Source organism: Muricoccus pecuniae, from assembly GCF_014199205.1.
Lineage (GTDB): Bacteria > Pseudomonadota > Alphaproteobacteria > Acetobacterales > Acetobacteraceae > Roseomonas > Roseomonas pecuniae.
In genome coordinates, this window is sequence record NZ_JACIJD010000008.1 from 207,010 (window position 1) to 224,301 (window position 17,292).

Consider the following 17,292-nt stretch of genomic DNA (forward strand, 5'->3'; position numbering starts at 1 on the left):
CCGTGACCAGAGGCGGGCGTCACACGGGAGGCGTCCAGCCTCTCCCGGGGATGCTCTCCAGCAGCGCGCGGGTGTAGGCGTGCCTCGGCGCGTCGAAGACCTGCGCCGTCGCGCCCTGCTCCACGATCGCGCCCCGCTGCATCACCGCCACCCTGTCGCAGATCTCGGCCGCGACGCGCAGGTCGTGGGTGATGAAGAGCATGGTGAGGCCCAGGCGCTTGCGGATGTCCGCCAGGAGGGCGAGCACCTGCGCCTGCACCGAGACGTCGAGCGCCGAGACGGGTTCGTCGGCGATCAGCAGCTCCGGCTCCATGGCCAGGGCGCGCGCCAGGCCGATCCGCTGCCGCTGCCCACCGGAGAACTCATGGGGGTAGCGGTCCATGGCGCCGGGATCGAGCTGCACGAGACGCAGCAATTCCCGCGCGCGCTCCAGCGCGGCAGCGCGCGGGACACCGTGGGTGACCGGCCCTTCCGCGATCGCCTCGCCGACGGACCGGCGCGGATTCAGCGAGGCATAGGGATCCTGGAACACCATCTGAATGCGGCGCCGGAAAGGCTTCCACGCCTCCCGCCCGAGCGGCCGCAGATCGGTGCCGTGGAACAGGATCTCCCCCTCCTCCGGGCGCACCAGCCGCACGATCGCGCGGGCCAGGGTGGACTTGCCCGAGCCGCTCTCGCCGACGATGCCGAGCGTCTCGCCGCGCCGAAGATCCAGGTCCGCGTCGTGGACGGCCTTGAAGGACTGGCCCTTGCCGAACAACCCGCCGCCGCGATGATAGGTTTTCCGCACGCCGCGCAGGGAAAGGATCGGCTCGCCGGGCGCCACGGCCTCGCGCTTCGCGGCACTCCCGCGCGGAACGGCAGCGATGAGAGCACGGGTGTAGTCGTGCCGCGGGGCGTTCAGCACCTCGGCCGCCGTGCCGCTCTCCACCACGCGGCCGCGCTGCATCACCGCCACCCTGTCCGCGATCTCGGCCACCACGCCGAAGTCGTGGGTGATGAACATCACCCCCGTCCCGCGCCGGCCCTGCACCTCCCGGATCAGGCGCAGGATCTGCATCTGCGTCGTCACGTCGAGCGCGGTCGTCGGCTCGTCCGCGATCAGCAGGGCCGGCTCCAGCGCAAGCGCCATGGCGATCATCACCCGCTGCCGCTGGCCGCCGGAGAGCCGGAAGGGGTAAGAGCGCGCGAGGTTCCCGGGATCCGGCAGGTTGACCGCCTCGAGCAGTTCGGGAACCCGCCTCGCGGCCTCCGCCGCGGCGCCGTGCACGCGCATCGCCTCGGCAATCTGGTCGCCCACCCGCATGAGCGGGTTCAGCGCCGTCATGGGCTCCTGGAAGATCATCGCGAGGCGTGACCCGCGCAGGCGCCGCATCTCCTCGGGCGGTGTGGTCAGCAGGTCCCTGCCCTCGAACAGGATGCGGCCGGACCTCACCGGCAACCCGTGCGGCAGCAGCCCCATGGCCGCGTTCGCCGTCATCGACTTGCCCGACCCGCTCTCACCCACGATGCAGAGGATCTCGCCCGGGGCGAGCGTGAGGCTCACATCCTCGATCGCGTTCGCCCGGTCCCCGCCCTTCGGCAGCCCGACCGTCAGGCCCTCCACGGACAGGAGGCTCATGGCGCGCCCCGCTTTCTCAGCCGCGGGTTCATGGCGTCCGACAGGCCCTCGCCGATGAGATTGAGCGCAAGCACGGTGATGAAGATGGCAATTCCGGGAAACACGCTCATCCACCAGGCGATCCGGATGACGGACCGCCCCGAGCCGATCAGGAAACCCCAGGACATCAGGTTCGGATCACCGAGGCCGAGGAAGGACAGCGAGCTCTCGAGCAGTATCGCGCTGGCCGTGTTGAGCGAGGCCAGGACGATGATGGGCGAGAGGGCGTTGGGCAGGATGTCGGTCAGCACGATGCTGAGCGGTCTCTTGCCGAGCACCTCCGCGGCCTGCACGAATTCACGGCCCCGGAGACTCAGGAACTCGGCCCTTACCACGCGGGCGACCGGTGGCCATGAGACGATCGCGATGGCAGCGACGATCGATGTGATGGACGGCGTGAAGATCGCGACGAGCAGAATGGCCAGGACGAAGGAGGGGATCGTCTGGAAGAACTCCGTGAAGCGCATCACGGCGTCGTCCACCACGCCGCCGAGATAGCCCGCGAGGGCTCCCAACGCGACCCCGATCAGGATGGACACGATGGTGGAAACGGCCCCGACCATCAGGGAGACGCGCGCGCCATAGGCGATGCCGGCAGCGACGTCGCGGCCCAGGCTGTCCGATCCCAGCAGCATTCCATCCTCGCCCGGCGGAGAGAAAGGCGCGCCCGCCATGTCCCAGGGACTTCCCGGGAACAGCAGGGGCGCGAGCAGGGCGAGAGCCAGCACCAGCAGCAGGGCCACGGCACCGATCACGGCGCCGGGATGCCGGGTGAAGCGGCGGAGAAGACCCGTCACGCGACCTCCACCCGCGGATCGATCAGCGCGTAGAGGACATCCGTGAGGAGGTTGAAGAGGACGACGACGACGGAAGTCACGAAGAACACTCCCATCAGCACCTGGTAATCGCGCGCCAGGAGCGCCTCGAAGGCGAGTCTGCCGATGCCGGGCCAGGCGAAGACCGTTTCGACCAGGATGGATCCTCCGACGAGCTGGCCCGCCTGGATGCCCGCGAAGGTGATGACCGGAAGGAGAGCGTTGCGGAGCACATGTGCCCGCAGCACGCGCCCCTCCGGGACGCCCTTCGCGCGGGCTGTCTTCACGAAGTCCTGGTCCAGCACCTCCAGCATCGCCGCGCGGGTGAGGCGCGCATAGACGGCGAGGTAGAAGAGGCCGAGGGTGACCGCCGGCAGCACGAGGTGCCGGGCGACGTCCCACCAGAGCGCCGGCCCGGTCAGGGCGAGGCCGGGATCGCTCATCCCGAAGCTGGGCAGCCATTCCAGATACACGCTGAAGAGCAGGACGAGCATCAGCCCGACCCAGAAGAGCGGCGTTGCGTAGAAGGCGAGCGCGATGACCGTGATGAGGCTGTCTGCCCAACTGCCCGCGCGGCGCGCGGCCAGGGCACCGGCGGTCACCCCGCCGGCGATCGCGATGAGAAACGCAGCGCCGGTGAGCAGCAATGTCGCGGGCAGCCGATCCGCGATCAGCCCGGCCACCCCTGCCTGTTGCCTGTGGCTATACCCGAGGTCGAGCTGCAGCACGCCCCGAAGATAAATCCAGAGCTGCGTCGTCAGTGGCTGATCCAGGCCGAATTGGCGGCGAAGCTGCTCCATGTACTGCGGGTCCGCCGCGCCCGACTGCCCGGCCATGACGGTCGCCGGATCGCCCGGCGCCGCATGGATGAGCAGGAAATTGCAGACCACGATAGCCAGCACGACAAGAACCGATTTCAGAATCCGGCGCAGGACGAAGCCGGGCAAGCGTGAGAGCTCCATGGCTCAGGACAGGAACACGTCGTCGTAGCAAGCGTGGTCACCGGTGCCGAGCTGGACGGCATTGTGCAGCCGCTTATCGGTAACGGTTGGATAGTTCACCTCCACGACCCAGAGCAGGGGAACATCGTCCACCAGTATCTTCTGAACCTCGGAGAAGGCGGCACGACGGTCGGCTTCGGTCGCTGCCACCCGTGCCTTGGCGAAGAGCTCGTCCACCTTCGGATTCGAGTACCCTGCGGTGTTCGTGAAGAGGATCTTCTGGATGTTGGATGACACGTAGCTGCGCTCGACGCCCAGGCTAGGATCTCCGTACTGGTAGAGCACGTTGGACGTTGCCTCGTAATCCCAGTTCGCGACGCGCGACCCCCAGGTTCCTGCGTCGGTCGATTCGAGAGTTACGTCGAAGCCGATCTGCCTCATGGCCTGTCGGAAATATTCGCCCATCCGGTTCCAGATTTCCCCGTAAGGCGGGATGACGTATTTGAAGGAGCCTCGGATGCCCTGTGCGTTCGGGCGCAGGCCGACTTCGTCCAAGAGAGCTCTGGCCTTGCTGACGTCGAAGGGTGGCAGCTTGGCGTCTGCCTCGTAGAACCGCGTGGTGGAAGCAACCGGCCCGGTCGCTGCCTTACCCAGGCCGAACCAGAGACGGTTCACGATGAAGTTGCGGTCCAGCGCCATGCTCATCGCCTGACGCACGCGCTTGTCGTCGAACGGCTTCACACGGTGATTTACCTCGAACCAGAACAACGGCGAGAAGTACTCCCAGCCCCTGGTCGTGACATTGAGGTTCGGCGCTTGCCGCAGGGCGGGGATGTCGAAAGGCTCGATATCCGTGGCCGTGGTCATCTGCACCTGCCCGGACTGGATGGCCAGCCGGCGGCTCTGCCCGTCCGGGATGACGCGCCAGAGAATGCCGTCAAGATAGGGCTGACCCGGCTTCCAGTAGTCGTCGAACCGCTCCATCCGAACGAAATTCCCGCGCTGCCACTCCACGAAACGGAACGGCCCCGTGCCGACCGGGCGAGCATTCGCCGGATTCGAGCGGATGTCGTTGCCGTCATAGATGTGCTTCGCGACGATCGGCAGGGCAGTGGCGTCGAAGCAGAGCAGGAAAGGTTGGAAGGCCTGCTTCAGGACGAAGCGCACCGTATGGGGATCGGGCGCCGCGGCTTCACCGATCCCTGACAGCACGCCTCGGAGGCGCGGTGCAATCTCCCGGTTGAATGTCATGACGGAGTAGATGACATCCTCGGCCGTGAAGGGCCGGCCGTCGTGCCATTTAACGTTCTCCTGGAGCCTGAAGACATACTCCAGCCCGTCCGGGCTCACGGTCCAGCTTTTCGCGAGCTCCGGCAGCGGATCCAGGCTCGGCGAGAACTTCAGCAGTCCCTGTGTTATTTTCGTGCCGCAGATGAGGGTGGGCGTCTGATTGTTGACGCCGATCTGCAGGATCGGCGGCTCTGGGTTCAGGATGATGTTGAGCACCCCGCCTCGCTTCGGCTGCGCACCCTGGGACAGGGCCTCCTGTGCGCTCAGGAGGAGGGGTGCAGATCCCGCCCCCGCTAGCAGGTTGCGGCGCGTCAGGTTCATCGCAGCATCTCCCGTCGGTCGAAGCCCGCGAACGCTAGGCCGAAACTTGCTGACCAGGGAAGAGGCGAGCGAGGCCTATAACAGGGTCTCTGGCAGCGCCATGCCTATTCGGGGTGCATGCTGGCGCGAGTACTGCCTTCGATCTCCGCTTTTCCCGGAGGAAATGTCTCGGGACGTCCGGACAAGCAGCTCGCGCTCAGGATTCCCGCGCAACCCGAAGCACCAGCAGGACAATCACCTGCCTACCACCGGCGGTTGATGGCAGCCGTCTCTAGATCGCGCACCGCAACTGCAAGAGCGGCGCGGAAGTTCTTACCGGCACGGGACAGACCAGGTCCCCTGCCCCGTTCCCGCCTGGCTGTCGGCGTGCCCCAGAAGGGCCCGCACGCCGCTCGTGACAAGCGGGAGATCAGGACCTTGGCCCGGTCATCTCCTCCGCACGCACCCATGCGTCGAACTGCTCGCCCGTGACATGGCCGAGCTTGAGGGCGGCCTCACGCAGGGTGGTTCCGTCGTGATAGGCCGCCATGGCGATCTTGGCCGACTTCTCGTAGCCGATATGCGGGTTGAGAGCGGTGACCAGCATGAGCGAGTTCTCGAGGTGCTCACGGATGCGCCCTTCGTTCGGCTCGATGCCTCGCGCGCAGTGCTCGTCAAAGGCGCGACACGCATCGGCGATGAGCTCGGCCGACTCCAGCACGTTGTGCACCATGACGGGCTTGTAGACGTTGAGCTGGAAGTTTCCCTGGCTTCCCGCAAAGGCGACGGCAGCGTCGTTCCCGTAGACCTGAACGGCAACCATGGTCATCGCCTCGCTCTGGGTCGGATTGACCTTGCCTGGCATGATCGAGGAGCCGGGCTCGTTCTCCGGGATCCGCAGTTCTGCGAAGCCTGCTCGCGGGCCGCAGGCGTACCAGCGCACGTCGTTGGCGATCTTCATGAGCGCCCCCGCCAGCGTTCGGAGCGCGGCGCTGCTGTTCACCAGGTCGTCATGGGCGGAGAGAGCCGCGAACTTGTTCGGCGCAGACACGAACGGCCGCCCTGTCTCGCTCGCGATCCCGCGCGCGGCCGCCTCGCCGAATTGAGGATGCGCGTTGAGGCCCGTGCCTACGGCCGTGCCACCGATCGCGAGGCGGTAGAGACCCTTCAGCGCGTGCTCGATCGTCGCAACGGCGTCGTCGAGCTGCGCAACCCATCCGCCGATCACTTGGCCCAACGTGACCGGGGTCGCATCCTGCAGGTGGGTACGGCCCACCATGACCACCTCTCCGAACTGGCGCGCCTTGTCGTCCAGCGTGTCGCGCAGCATCCGCACGGCAGGAATGGTAACCTCGGACAGCACCTCCACCGCGGCTATGTGCATGGCCGTGGGAAAGGTGTCGTTCGAGGACTGGCTGTGGTTCACGTCGTCATTTGGGTGGACGGGCTTTTTTGAGCCGAGCTGGCCGCCCGCGATCTGGATGGCGCGGTTCGCGATGACCTCGTTCGCATTCATGTTGGTCTGGGTGCCGGACCCCGTCTGGAACACCACGAGGGGAAACTCCGCATCCCACCGGCCCTCGATCACCTCCTGCGCGGCGCGCACGATGAGGTCGGCCCTTTCGCGCGGGAGCTGGCCGAGCTCCGCATTCGCCAGCGCCGCGGCCTTCTTGAGAATGCCCAGGGCGCGGATCACCGGCCTTCCGAAGCGGAAGCGCTCGACGCCGATGGGAAAGTTCACGAGGGACCGCTGCGTCTGGGCGCCCCAGAGGCGGTCGGCCGGAACCTGGACCCCGCCCATCGAGTCCGTCTCGGTCCTGAAGCCTGCGTCCGGGTTGCGCTCGTCTGCCATTCTGTCCTCCACTTCGGGCGGGATCTGCCGGGACGTGGACTGGCGCCCGCGACGTGCCGGAGCCGGACCATCCCCCGGCGCACAACGCCCGGCGCGGCGATCGGTTCTCGGCGGCCGGGCAGCGCTGCCCATCCAGCCCCTGGCGGTCGCTCAGGCGCTGGGGCCCTGCCCGGCCCCGCTGCCTCCAAGGGCCTCGACAGGAGAAGGATCTGCGCCCATGCCCGGGACCTGCGGGCATCCGGGAGCCGCGCCCCGCCTCCTGTCCGCCGCGTCGCCCGAACGACAGATCGAGGAGCTGCCATCGTGACCATCACGATCTATCACAACCCGGCCTGCGGGACGTCCCGCAACACCCTCGCCCTCATCCGGAACAGCGGCTTGGAGCCGGAGATCGTCGAGTATCTGAAGACACCGCCCTCCCGCGAGCGGCTGGCCGAGCTGATCCGGCGCATGGATGTCCCGGTGCGTGACGTCCTTCGCGAGAAAGGCACGCCCTATGATGAGCTCGGCCTCGGCGATCCCTCCCTGACCGACGACCAGTTGCTCGATGCCATGATGGCGCACCCCATCCTCATCAACCGCCCCATCGTGGTGACGCCGATCGGCGTGCGGCTTTGCAGGCCCTCGGAAACGGTGCTGAGCATCCTTCCGAGCCCGCAGAGGGCGGCTTTCAGGAAGGAGGACGGCGAACGCGTCATCGACGACCAGGGCCGCCGCGTTTCGCCGGGGACGAATGCGTAGGCGCCTCGTGCCAGACCGCTGAGCCGAGCCGATCGGTGGCACCCGACACCGCCGGACATGGCCCGCCCCCCCTGCCCCACCCGGGCTGCCGGACTGCTTTGGCCTGTCCGGCACGAGCGCGGGTTCGGCCGGGCCGGGGTTGACCAGGCCCGGCACAGGGTGGATCCGCCCCGGGAGACGCCCGGGCCCCGGCCGGCGACATGACGGAGAAAGCGTCCGTGCGAAACTCCTTCCTCGAGGTTCTCCTGGTCTTCCTGAGGCTCGGCCTGACCTCCTTCGGTGGCCCGGTCGCGCATCTCGGCTACTTCCGCGAGGAGTTCGTCGAGCGCCGCCGCTGGCTCGACGAGAAGAGCTACGCGGACCTCGTGGCCCTGGGCCAGTTCCTGCCCGGACCTGCGAGCAGCCAGGTCGGCTTCGCCCTGGGCGTGCTCCGCGCCGGGCTGCCCGGCGGGGCCGCGGCCTGGATCGGCTTCACCATCCCCTCGGCGGTCATCATGCTGCTGGCGGCCCATGGTGTCGGCGCCCTGGCCGGCGGGGCCGGGGCCGGCCTCCTTCACGGGCTCAAGCTGGTCGCGGTCGCCGTGGTGGCGCAGGCGGTCTGGGGAATGGCCAACAGCCTCTGCCCGGACAGGCCGCGCGCCACGCTGGCCGTCCTCACGACCGTCTTCGTGCTCCTCCTGCCTTCCGCCCTGACCCAGATCGGCGTCATCCTCGGGGCGTCGGCGGGGCTGGCGCTGTACCGCAACGCCGATACGGGAGCGCCTGACGCCGTCCTGCCCGTCCGGGTGCCGCGCCGCTCGGCGCTGTCCTCCCTCGTTCTCTTCGTCCTCCTGCTGGCCGGTCTTCCACTGCTTGCCGCGATGACCGGTGCCCATGGCATGGCGGTGATCGATGCCTTCTACCGCGCAGGATCGCTCGTCTTCGGCGGAGGCCACGTGGTCCTGCCGTTGCTGGAGCAGGCCATGGTACCGACGGGCTGGATCTCCGCGGATGGCTTCCTGGCGGGCTATGGCGTGGTGCAGGCGGTGCCCGGGCCGCTCTTCACCTTCGCGGCCTTCCTCGGCGCGGCACAGTCCATGCCGCCCAACGGCATCACGGGTGGCCTCCTGGCCCTGCTGGCCGTTTTCCTGCCGGGCATCCTTCTGATGTACGGGATGCTTCCGTTCTGGGATGCCTTGCGGCGGCGCCCGGCGGCACGGGCCGCCCTACTGGGCGTCAACGCCGCGGTGGTCGGTATTCTGGCCGCGGCGCTGTTCCAGCCGATCTGGACATCGACTATCCGGACCCCGCTCGATTTCTCGATCGCCTTGCTGGCCTTTGCCTCCCTTGTCCTCTGGCGGGTTCCAGCCTGGCTGGTGGTGGTGGCGACAGGGATCGCGGGCATCGCTGCGGCGATGCTGTAGAGCAATGACGAACCGGAGCGGACGCCACCCGCCGATGCGCGATGGGGTCCGAAGGCGCCAAGCTCTGGCGGCGCCAGAAAGAAGCTCCGGCATCCCTCCCTGGCTGCTGTCCATGTCACCAAGGTTTCCGGCTCACTTGGCCGTGCGCTGAGCCACCCGGAAATCCCTGCTCCCGGACCGGCACAGCCCTCCACTCGGGCTGGGACATCCAGGACAGCGGCCCGCTGACGGCGCGCCGAAAGCAAAGAACGTCCCGCGTCGAAACGACCGGGAACGCTGTGCACGGTCTCGCGTCTCCCCGCTGTCGTGCCCTGCGTCCCGTGCTCGCCCTTCATGCCGCGAAGCGAGCAGCTTCCGGGTACACGACGCCGGAATGATAACGACAGCGTGCTTCGGCCCCGGCGATGACTACCGCCAACCGATGGGCGGTCCCCAGAGGTGGTGTGCTGGCATGAGACTTTGTCAAACGAGGTGGACATCATCTCTCTCACGGTGAACGGGACGTCGCATGATGTCGATGTCCCCTCTGACATGCCGCTGCTCTAGGTGTTGCGGGACGTCATCGGCCTGGCTCTGGACTGAGGGTATCGCTGATACCGGGCGCCGTGCGCACCACGGATCCCCGATCAGCTCTCAACCGGGCACCGACACTCTCTGCCGGGCTGAGCAGGTGAGAGTGAGGCGCGATCGGCCGAGAGCAGCCGATCGCGCCTCACCGACTCAGAACCGGATGGTCAGTGCCGGCACGTAGCTCACGAGCGCCAGCAGCCCGATGGCGACCCAGAAGAAGGGCCAGAGCGCCTTTGTCGTCTCCGACATCGTGCTGCCCGCGATGGTGGACGAGATGAAGAGGGTGGTCCCCACCGGCGGCGTGTAGAGGCCGATGCCGAGATTCAGCACCATCATCAGCCCGAGCTGGAGAGGGTCCAGCCCGATCCCCTCAGCGAGCGGCACGAAGATCGGCGCGAGGAGCAGGATGGCGGGAGCGAGGTCCAGCGGCCCGCCCACCAGCAGCATGATCAGGTTCATCGCCAGGATCACGAGCCAGGGCTCGCGCAGCGTGGTGGAAACCCATTCGGCGAAGCGCTGGGGCACCTGGTCATAGGTGAGGATCCAGCTCGCGGCCGCGCTGCCCATGATGACCATCATCACGATGCCGGTCGCGACGCCCGCGTCGACCATCGCCTTGCGGAAGCGCTGCCAGGACAGGTCGCGGTAGAGAAGGAGGCTGGCGACCAGCGCGTAGAGCACCGCCATCACCGCGATCTCGGTCGGCGTCGCCAGGCCGAAGCGAAGGGCCAGCAGAATCAGCACGGGCAGGATCAGCGCAGGAAGGGCGAGGACAGCGAGGCGGGCGAGGCGCCCCGCGTTCAGCGGCGGAGCTTCAGCCGTAACCGTCACCTTGCGCGCCTGCCACCAGCAGACCACGACGAAGCCGGCAGCCATGAGCACGCCCGGCAGCACGCCAGCCATGAAGAGATCCCCGATGCTGACGCCGCTGACGACGGCATAGAGGATCATCGGGATGGAAGGCGGAATGAGGATGTCGATCACCGCCGACGTCGCATTGTTGGCGGCGCAGAGCCCGGCCGGGTAGCCCTGCCGCTTCTGCCAGGGAATGAGCACGGAGCCGAGGGCACTCGCATTGGCCACCGCGCTGCCGGAGACGCCGCCGAAGACGACCGATCCCAGCACGGTGGTCGCGAGCGCGCCGCCACGCACGCGCTGCATCACCTCGCCGGAGAAGCGCAGGAGCTCCTCGCCGAGCTTGCCCTCCATGATGAGCGTCCCGGCCAGGATGAAGAAGGGCAGCGCCAGCATCGGGAAGGACTGGGTCTGCTGGAACATCTGCTGCGCAACGAGCAGCAGCGGCATCCCCTCCCAGAACAGCGCGACGCCGGAGGCGATGACGAGGGCGTGCGCCACGGGGATTACCGCAACGAGAAGGACGGTGAAGGCGAGGACGAGGACGAGGCTCACGTCGGTATCTCCTCGGGGGCGGGCTGCGGAAGCGCCTCAGGGCCGAGCAGCGCGATACGCAGGGCGATCGTGAAGGTGCCGAGGGCCAGCAGGGCGCACCCCGCGGCCACCGACCAGTAGCCGACGCTTCCCGGCAGGCCGAGCACGGGACTGTGCTCGATCGCTACGATCTCGGCCACCGAGAGCGCCTGCCAGCAGAGGGCGACATAGGCCGCGATGACGAGCCCGTGCCCGGCGAGCAGGAGGAGGCGCTTCCCTCCACGCCCGAGGCGGCCGAGCAGCCATTCCACGGCGATGTGCCCACCATGCTGCACGGCCAATGCCACGCCGGCCATGATGAACCAGGGGAAGATCTGTTGCGGCACCTCCTCCGACCAATCGAAGCCACCTGTGGCCAGGACGTACCGCGCGACGATATTGGCGGTCAGCACGGCCATCATCGCGGTGCCGGTGAGCAGCAGCACCCCTTGCAGCAGGAGGGCGACGCCGCGGTCCAGCCGATCCGCCGCGACGATCAGCCCGCTCCGCCGCGCCTTCTCGCCGGAGGGAGGTGCCGTGCCGCCCGGCACCGGCGTGGTGTGGAAGGGCGCCTCCATCTCACGCCACGGCCGTAGCGCGGAGGCGCTTCACGAAATCGCCGAACGGCCGGGCCTCCCACTTCTCGGCAACGGAGGCGGTCACCGTGCGGAACGGCGCCTGGTTGACCTCGTTGACCGAAACATTCGGGTTGGCGCGGAACTCCCCCAGCAGCTTCGCATCGATCTCCTGCGACAGGGTGCGCTGATGCAGCTCGGCCTCCTTTGCCGCCTCCCGCAACAGCCGCTGATCGTCAGGCCGCAGCCGGCCCCAGGCGATCCTCGAGACGAGGAAGGGATTGCACTCCCACTTGTGGCCGGTGAGCGAGACGAAGCGGTTCACCTCGTAGATCTTGGAAGACTGGATGTTCGCGAGCGGGTTCTCCTGCCCGTCCACCACACCCTGCTGCAGGGCGACGTAGAGCTCGTTGAAGTTGATCTGCTGCGTCGCCGCACCGAGGGCCTGGAAGATGTCGATGGTCATCGGGTCGGGCGGAGTGCGGACCTTCAGCCCGCGCAGGTCCTCGGGCCGGTTGATCGCGCGCTTGCTGTTCGTGGTGTGGCGGACACCGTTGTCCCACCATCCCAATGCGACGAGGCCCACGCCCTCGAAGCGCCGTGCCAGCTCCTCGCCGATCGGGCCGTCCATTACCTTGTGGGCCGCTGCGGCGCCGGAGAAGAGAAAGGGCATGCCGACCGCCGCGAGTTCCGGCAGCACGGCCGAGGAGGCGCCCTGGCTATTCACCGAGATGTCGAGTGTGCCCGTGCGAAGCGCTGTCAGCATCGCCGCATCGTCGCCGAGCTGGGCAGAGCCGGCGACGCGCATCTCGATGCGGCCGTTGCTGCGCTCGCGCAGGGTCGCAGCGAGCCGCTCGGCGGCCAGGCTGCGCGGATTGCCCGGCGCGGCGCCGTGGCCGAGCGTGAGCCTTACCTGCCCCTGAGCGCGGAGCACCGCTGGAGCGGAGAGAAGGCCGAGCGTTCCGAGCAGCGCCGCCCGGCGAGTGGTCCTGGACGTGATCATTGTTTCCTCCGTTCTGATTATTCTTAGCGAGGTCTACTCGGCTACAGCCATCCCTTGATGCTCCGCGCCATGGCCTCCGCGGAAATACCGTAGCGGTCATGCAGGGTGGGGAGGGCCCCGGCGTCGAGGAACACGTCGGGCAAGGCTACCTGCCGGAAGAGGGGCGGCGCCACGCCATTCCGCAGCAGCGCGCCGGCGACGGCCTCACCGAGACCGCCGATCACGGAATGGTTCTCCGCAACCACCACCGCGCGTCCGCCACGACCGGCTTCCCGGACGATCGTCGCCTCATCAAGGGGCTTGATGGTCGGACTGTGCAGCACGGCGACGCTCACGCGGTCCGTCTCGAGCAGCTTCGCCGCTTCCAGCGCGCGCATGGTCATCAGGCCGGAGGAGATGACGAGGACGTCGGCGCCGTCCCGCAGCAGGCTCGCCCGTCCCAGCTCGAAGCGGTAGTCGTACTCGTCGAGCACCAGCGGCACCTTGCCGCGCAGCAGGCGCATGTAGACCGGGCCTTGATGGGCCGCGATGGCGTGGGTGGCCTGCCCGATATCCAGCGCGTCGCAGGGATCGACGATGGTCAGGTCCGGCATGCCGCGGAAGATCGCGATGTCCTCGGTGGCCTGGTGGCTCGGGCCGTAGCCCGTGGTGAGGCCGGGAAGCGCGCAGCAGATCTTGACGTTCAGCCCCTCCTCCACGATCCCCTGGCTGATGAAGTCATAGGTGCGGCGGGAAGCGAAGACGGCGTAGGTCGTCACGAAGGGCACGAAGCCCTCATGCGCCATGCCGGCGGCGGCGAGCATCATGTTCTGCTCCGCCATGCCCATCTGGTAGTAGCGGTCGGGATATTCCGCGCCGAAGATGTGCAGGTCCGTGTACTTGCCGAGATCGGCCGTCATGCCGACGATGTCCGGCCGGTTACGCGCCGCCTCGACCAGCGCGTGGCCGAAGGGCGCCGTGCTCGATCTCTGCCCTTCGGAAACGAGGGAAGCGATCATGGCCGAGGTGGTCAGCCGCGGCTTCGAAGGGTCGCTCATCGCTGCCGCGGGCGTGCCCGCCATGCCGGCCGCCCAGGGCCCGCGCCTCACCCGGCTCATGCGCCCCTCCCCGCGTCCAACGCCTCGATGGCCAAGTCCCATTCATGCGGCTCCACGCGCAGGAAATGCGATTTCTCCCGTGCTTCCAGAAAAGGCACGCCCTTGGCCATCCTGGTGTCGCAGATGATCACGCGCGGCTTCGGCTCGGTGAGGGCGCGGGCCGTGTCGAAGGCCTGGACGAGTGCGCCCATGTCGTTGCCGTCCACGCGCTGGACGTGCCAGCCGAAGGCTTCCCACTTGGCCGGAAGCGGCTCGAAGTTCAGTACGCCGGTCGAGACGCCGTCCGCCTGCATGCGGTTCACGTCCACGATGCAGATCAGGTTGTCCAGACGCCAATGACCGGCCGACATCGCGGCCTCCCAGGTCGGGCCCTCGTCCAGCTCCCCGTCCGACATCAGGTTGTAGACGAAGCGGTCGGAGCTCTTGCGCTTGAGGCCGAGACCGATGCCGACCGCGATGCCGAGACCGATCCCGAGCGAGCCGCCGCTGATCTCCATGCCCGGCGTGTAGCTGGCCATGCCCGACATGGGCAGGCGGCTGTCATCAGTGCCGTAGCTCTCCAGCTCATCCGGCGGGATGATGCCGGCCTCGATCAGCGCCGCGTAGAGCGCGATCGCGTAGTGGCCGATGGAGAGAAGGAAGCGGTCCCGTCCCTCCCAATCCGGCTCCTCCGGCCGGTAGCTCAGCGCGTGGAAGTAGGACACGGCGAGCACATCGGCCACGCCGAGCGCCTGGGCGATGTAGCCCTGCCCTTGCACCTGCCCCATGCGCAACGCGTTGCGCCGGATGCGCCATGCGCGCTCCTCCAGTGCCGGTGCGTTGGCAAGCAGCGTCGTTCGCGCTTCCATCCCGCGTTTCCTCCTTGTTCTACGTCAGCCCCGATGCGCCGCGGGCTGGGTTCAGTGGATCAGCATGCCGCCGTTGACGTCGATCACCGCGCCGGTGACGTAGGAGGAGAGATCGGAGGCGAGGAACAGGTAGATCCGCGCCACATCCTCCGCATCGCCCAGGCGGTTCAGCGGAATGCCCTTCAGGATCTCCGTCCTCATCTCCGGCGTCAGCTTCCCGCCGGTGATGTCGGTCTGGATCAGGCCGGGAGTGACGCTGTTCACGCGAATGCCATCCGGCCCGAGCTCCCGCGCCATGGCCTTGGCGAGACCCAGAACGCCGGCCTTTGCGGCGGAATAGTGCGGCCCGCCGAAGATGCCGCCGCCGCGCTGGGCGGAGACCGAGGACATGCAGGCAATGGAGCCCTGCTTCCGGGCGCGCATGTGCGGGATGAAGGCCTGGCTGAGATAGAGCACCCCGGTCATGTTCACGTCGACCACGCGCTCCCAGTTCTCGGGCTCGATCTCCATGATCTTCAGCGGCTGGGTGATGCCGGCATTGTTGATGAGGATATCGACCTTGCCGAAAGCACCGATCGCTCCCTCCGCTGCCTGGCGGCAGCTCGCCAGGTCGGCGACGTCGCAGCCTATGCCGATATGCCCCTCGCCCAACTCCTCAGCGGCGCGCTTGGCGCCGGCCGCATCGAGATCGAGAATGGCGACCCGCGCGCCGTGCTCGGCGAAGAGCTTCGCGGTCGCGCGGCCGATCCCCCGCGCGCTGGCGGCACCGGAGATGACGGCGGTCCTGCCGGCCAAAAGCATGCGTTTCTTCCCTCGTCTTGTTGCCAGAGGGTGATCCAGCCAGCCTTTCACGGACAAGCGAGATTTTCGCGTGGTTCAGTGAATTCAGATCATGTGTTTTCAGTTTGCTCGGCCCGGAGGTCGTCGAGCTTCACGTCGAGCCCCAATTCCTTCGTCAGCCAGCCGAGAAATAGCACCATCGAGCGCGCGTACCGCTTCGCCCGGGGAAAGACGAGCCAGTGTCCGGTGTAGACGACGTCCTCGCAGATGCCGGCGAGCGGGCGCACGAGGCGGCCTGAGGCGATCTCGCGCTCGGCCAGCCTCGTCGACTCCAGCGCGACGCCGAGGCCGTCTGCCGCGGCGCTGATCGAGATGAAGCTGCGGTCAAAGCGCGGACCGCCCGGCGCCGGAGCAGCGAGGCCGTTGGCCGCGAACCAGGCGGGCCAGCGGACCCGTTTGGTGTCGCTCTGGATAAGGGTTTGTGCGAACAGGTCGCGCGCGCTGCGGATCGTGGGGGCGAGGGACGGCGCGCAGAGCGGAGTGACGATCTCCGTGCCGAGCGGAAGGACGATGACCCCCTGGTGATTGGCGCTGCCGTAGTACTCAGGCGGGGGCGCGCCATACACGATGTCGGCGTCGAACTCATCGGCAAGAAAGCGCGTGTATTCCGTGCTGGCCGCGATGCGCAGTTCCAATCCCTCGCACTCCTGCAAGAGACGCATGAGGCGGGGAACGAGCCATTGTGCCGCGAAGCTTGGGGCGCTGTGGAGCTTCAGCAGTTGCGGCCTGCGCGCCGCGACGCTGCCGATTCCGAGCTGCAACTCGCCGAAGCCGCGCTCGACATGACGCATCAGCGTTTGGCCCTCAGGGGTGAGGCGGATAGACCGTCCCTCTCGCTCGAAGAGGACGGTGCCGAGATCGCGTTCCAATCCGCGGATCGCGTGGCTGACGGCGCTCGGCGTAAGGCCGAGATCGTCGGCCGCGAGGCGGAAGGAGCCCGTGCGGGTGGCAGCCTCGAAGGCGCGGAGGGCACTCAGGGGAAGATGTGGAGCCATGCCGGATGATGAGCGAACCTCATCATCAGGTGCAATCCATTCGTCCTTCGGTGAGCCGGACGGCTTACTCCGTTCGACGAGCGGGCGCCCTGGGCTCGGTTTCTTATGCGTTTCGGCTCAGCAGAGGAGGTCGCACCCTTCACCCTCGTCGTGCTCATGGCGAGGCTTCTGGCCGCCCCGCTTCCCTAGGTAGGGAACCCAAACAACTTCCTGCGTTGTTGATGTTTTTGCCTCCTGATCGGGTCTGGCTGATTAGGAGGTCGACATGGCGCGTCTGTTCTGGCTTTCGGACGAGGCCTGGGCGGCCCTTGATCCACACCTGCCCCGCGGCAGGCCCAGCAAGCCCCGTGTGGATGACCGGCGGGTGATCAGCGGCATCCTGCACGTGCTCAAGACGGGGTGCCGCTGGCGTGACGTGCCGCCCGAGTACGGCCCGCCCACCACGATCTACAACCGCTTCAACCGCTGGTCCCTGCGCGGTCTCTGGCAGCGCTTGTTCGAGAAGGTGGCCGCCACAGGCGAGGTGCCGCAGGAACTCAGCCTCGACAGCTCTCACGTGAAGGCGCATCGCTCGGCCGCGGGCGGAAAAGGGGGGAGTGGGCGCAGGCGGTCGGGCGCTCGCGCGGCGGCCGCACCTCCAAGATCCATTGCTCGACCGATAATCGCGGCCGCCCGGTTGCCCTCGCGCTGACGCCGGGCAACGTCGCCGACATCACCATGGCCCTGCTCCTGCTCCAGGCAGTGGCACGACCCCACCGGCTCATCGCGGACAAGGCCTATGACGCAGACAGCCTCCGCCGCTGGCTGAAGGAGGGCTGTTGATTTGCAGTGAGAGCTGACCCGGAGAGGGCCGAAGTTTTCGCCGAGAAATGACCTGTGTCTGTTCACCTCCCTGGCCGGACGGCCGGGGTTATCGGAGTGATCGACATGGAGT

General features: G+C 67.7%; 16 protein-coding genes. 4 read left to right on the forward strand and 12 right to left on the reverse strand.

Features of this window, described 5'->3' with window-relative positions; all coding sequences use genetic code 11:
• Positions 1–19: 19 nt before the first annotated feature.
• The 5 genes from FHS87_RS10735 to fumC all read right to left on the reverse strand — a co-directional run bounded on the left by FHS87_RS10735 (position 20) and on the right by fumC (position 6,858).
• Complete coding sequence (locus FHS87_RS10735) at positions 20–1,621, reverse strand: ABC transporter ATP-binding protein (RefSeq protein WP_184517585.1); 1,602 nt, start codon at positions 1,619–1,621, stop codon at positions 20–22.
• Positions 1,618–2,457: an ABC transporter permease gene (locus tag FHS87_RS10740; protein ID WP_184517588.1), complete on the reverse strand. Its 840-nt coding sequence runs from the start codon at positions 2,455–2,457 to the stop codon at positions 1,618–1,620. Before FHS87_RS10740 ends, FHS87_RS10735 begins: the two co-directional genes overlap by 4 nt.
• Positions 2,454–3,422, reverse strand: a complete 969-nt coding sequence (locus FHS87_RS10745; RefSeq protein ID WP_456306611.1) for an ABC transporter permease — start codon at positions 3,420–3,422, stop codon at positions 2,454–2,456. The genes FHS87_RS10740 and FHS87_RS10745 overlap by 4 nt, the downstream gene beginning before the upstream one ends.
• A gap of 18 nt (positions 3,423–3,440) precedes the next feature.
• Complete coding sequence (locus FHS87_RS10750; protein ID WP_184517593.1) at positions 3,441–5,027, reverse strand: ABC transporter substrate-binding protein; 1,587 nt, start codon at positions 5,025–5,027, stop codon at positions 3,441–3,443.
• 409 nt (positions 5,028–5,436) lie between these two features.
• Positions 5,437–6,858: a class II fumarate hydratase gene (gene fumC, locus FHS87_RS10755; protein WP_184517595.1), complete on the reverse strand. Its 1,422-nt coding sequence runs from the start codon at positions 6,856–6,858 to the stop codon at positions 5,437–5,439.
• A gap of 303 nt (positions 6,859–7,161) precedes the next feature.
• Here fumC and arsC point away from each other — a divergent pair, with 303 nt between their 5' ends.
• Complete coding sequence (arsC, locus tag FHS87_RS10760; RefSeq protein ID WP_312861963.1) at positions 7,162–7,599, forward strand: arsenate reductase (glutaredoxin); 438 nt, start codon at positions 7,162–7,164, stop codon at positions 7,597–7,599.
• 218 nt (positions 7,600–7,817) lie between these two features.
• Positions 7,818–9,002, forward strand: coding sequence for a chromate efflux transporter (gene chrA, locus FHS87_RS10765; RefSeq protein ID WP_456306612.1), 1,185 nt, complete (start codon positions 7,818–7,820; stop codon positions 9,000–9,002).
• 720 nt (positions 9,003–9,722) lie between these two features.
• Here the strand turns inward: chrA and FHS87_RS10770 are convergent.
• The 7 genes from FHS87_RS10770 to FHS87_RS10800 form a co-directional block, all read right to left on the reverse strand.
• Positions 9,723–10,982: a TRAP transporter large permease gene (locus tag FHS87_RS10770; protein ID WP_184517599.1), complete on the reverse strand. Its 1,260-nt coding sequence runs from the start codon at positions 10,980–10,982 to the stop codon at positions 9,723–9,725.
• On the reverse strand, positions 10,979–11,578 hold the full coding sequence (locus FHS87_RS10775; RefSeq protein WP_184517601.1) for a TRAP transporter small permease: 600 nt from the start codon (positions 11,576–11,578) through the stop codon (positions 10,979–10,981). Before FHS87_RS10775 ends, FHS87_RS10770 begins: the two co-directional genes overlap by 4 nt.
• Position 11,579: 1 nt before the next feature.
• A complete protein-coding gene (locus FHS87_RS10780) occupies positions 11,580–12,578 on the reverse strand; it encodes a TRAP transporter substrate-binding protein (protein ID WP_184517603.1) in 999 nt (332 codons plus the stop codon).
• Positions 12,579–12,619: 41 nt separating this feature from the next.
• Positions 12,620–13,675 (reverse strand): transketolase family protein, encoded by a 1,056-nt coding sequence (locus FHS87_RS10785; RefSeq protein ID WP_246418311.1) that lies wholly within the window; start codon positions 13,673–13,675, stop codon positions 12,620–12,622.
• Complete coding sequence (locus FHS87_RS10790) at positions 13,672–14,523, reverse strand: transketolase (RefSeq protein ID WP_184517605.1); 852 nt, start codon at positions 14,521–14,523, stop codon at positions 13,672–13,674. Before FHS87_RS10790 ends, FHS87_RS10785 begins: the two co-directional genes overlap by 4 nt.
• Positions 14,524–14,574: 51 nt before the next feature.
• Complete coding sequence (locus FHS87_RS10795; RefSeq protein ID WP_184517608.1) at positions 14,575–15,324, reverse strand: SDR family NAD(P)-dependent oxidoreductase; 750 nt, start codon at positions 15,322–15,324, stop codon at positions 14,575–14,577.
• A gap of 89 nt (positions 15,325–15,413) precedes the next feature.
• Complete coding sequence (locus tag FHS87_RS10800) at positions 15,414–16,358, reverse strand: LysR family transcriptional regulator (RefSeq protein WP_184517610.1); 945 nt, start codon at positions 16,356–16,358, stop codon at positions 15,414–15,416.
• 265 nt (positions 16,359–16,623) lie between these two features.
• Here FHS87_RS10800 and FHS87_RS10805 point away from each other — a divergent pair, with 265 nt between their 5' ends.
• Both FHS87_RS10805 and FHS87_RS24610 read left to right on the forward strand, forming a co-directional pair.
• Positions 16,624–17,049: an IS5 family transposase gene (locus tag FHS87_RS10805; RefSeq protein ID WP_221299783.1), complete on the forward strand. Its 426-nt coding sequence runs from the start codon at positions 16,624–16,626 to the stop codon at positions 17,047–17,049.
• A complete protein-coding gene (locus FHS87_RS24610) occupies positions 17,001–17,180 on the forward strand; it encodes a transposase (protein ID WP_376766433.1) in 180 nt (59 codons plus the stop codon). Before FHS87_RS10805 ends, FHS87_RS24610 begins: the two co-directional genes overlap by 49 nt.
• Positions 17,181–17,292: the final 112 nt, after the last annotated feature.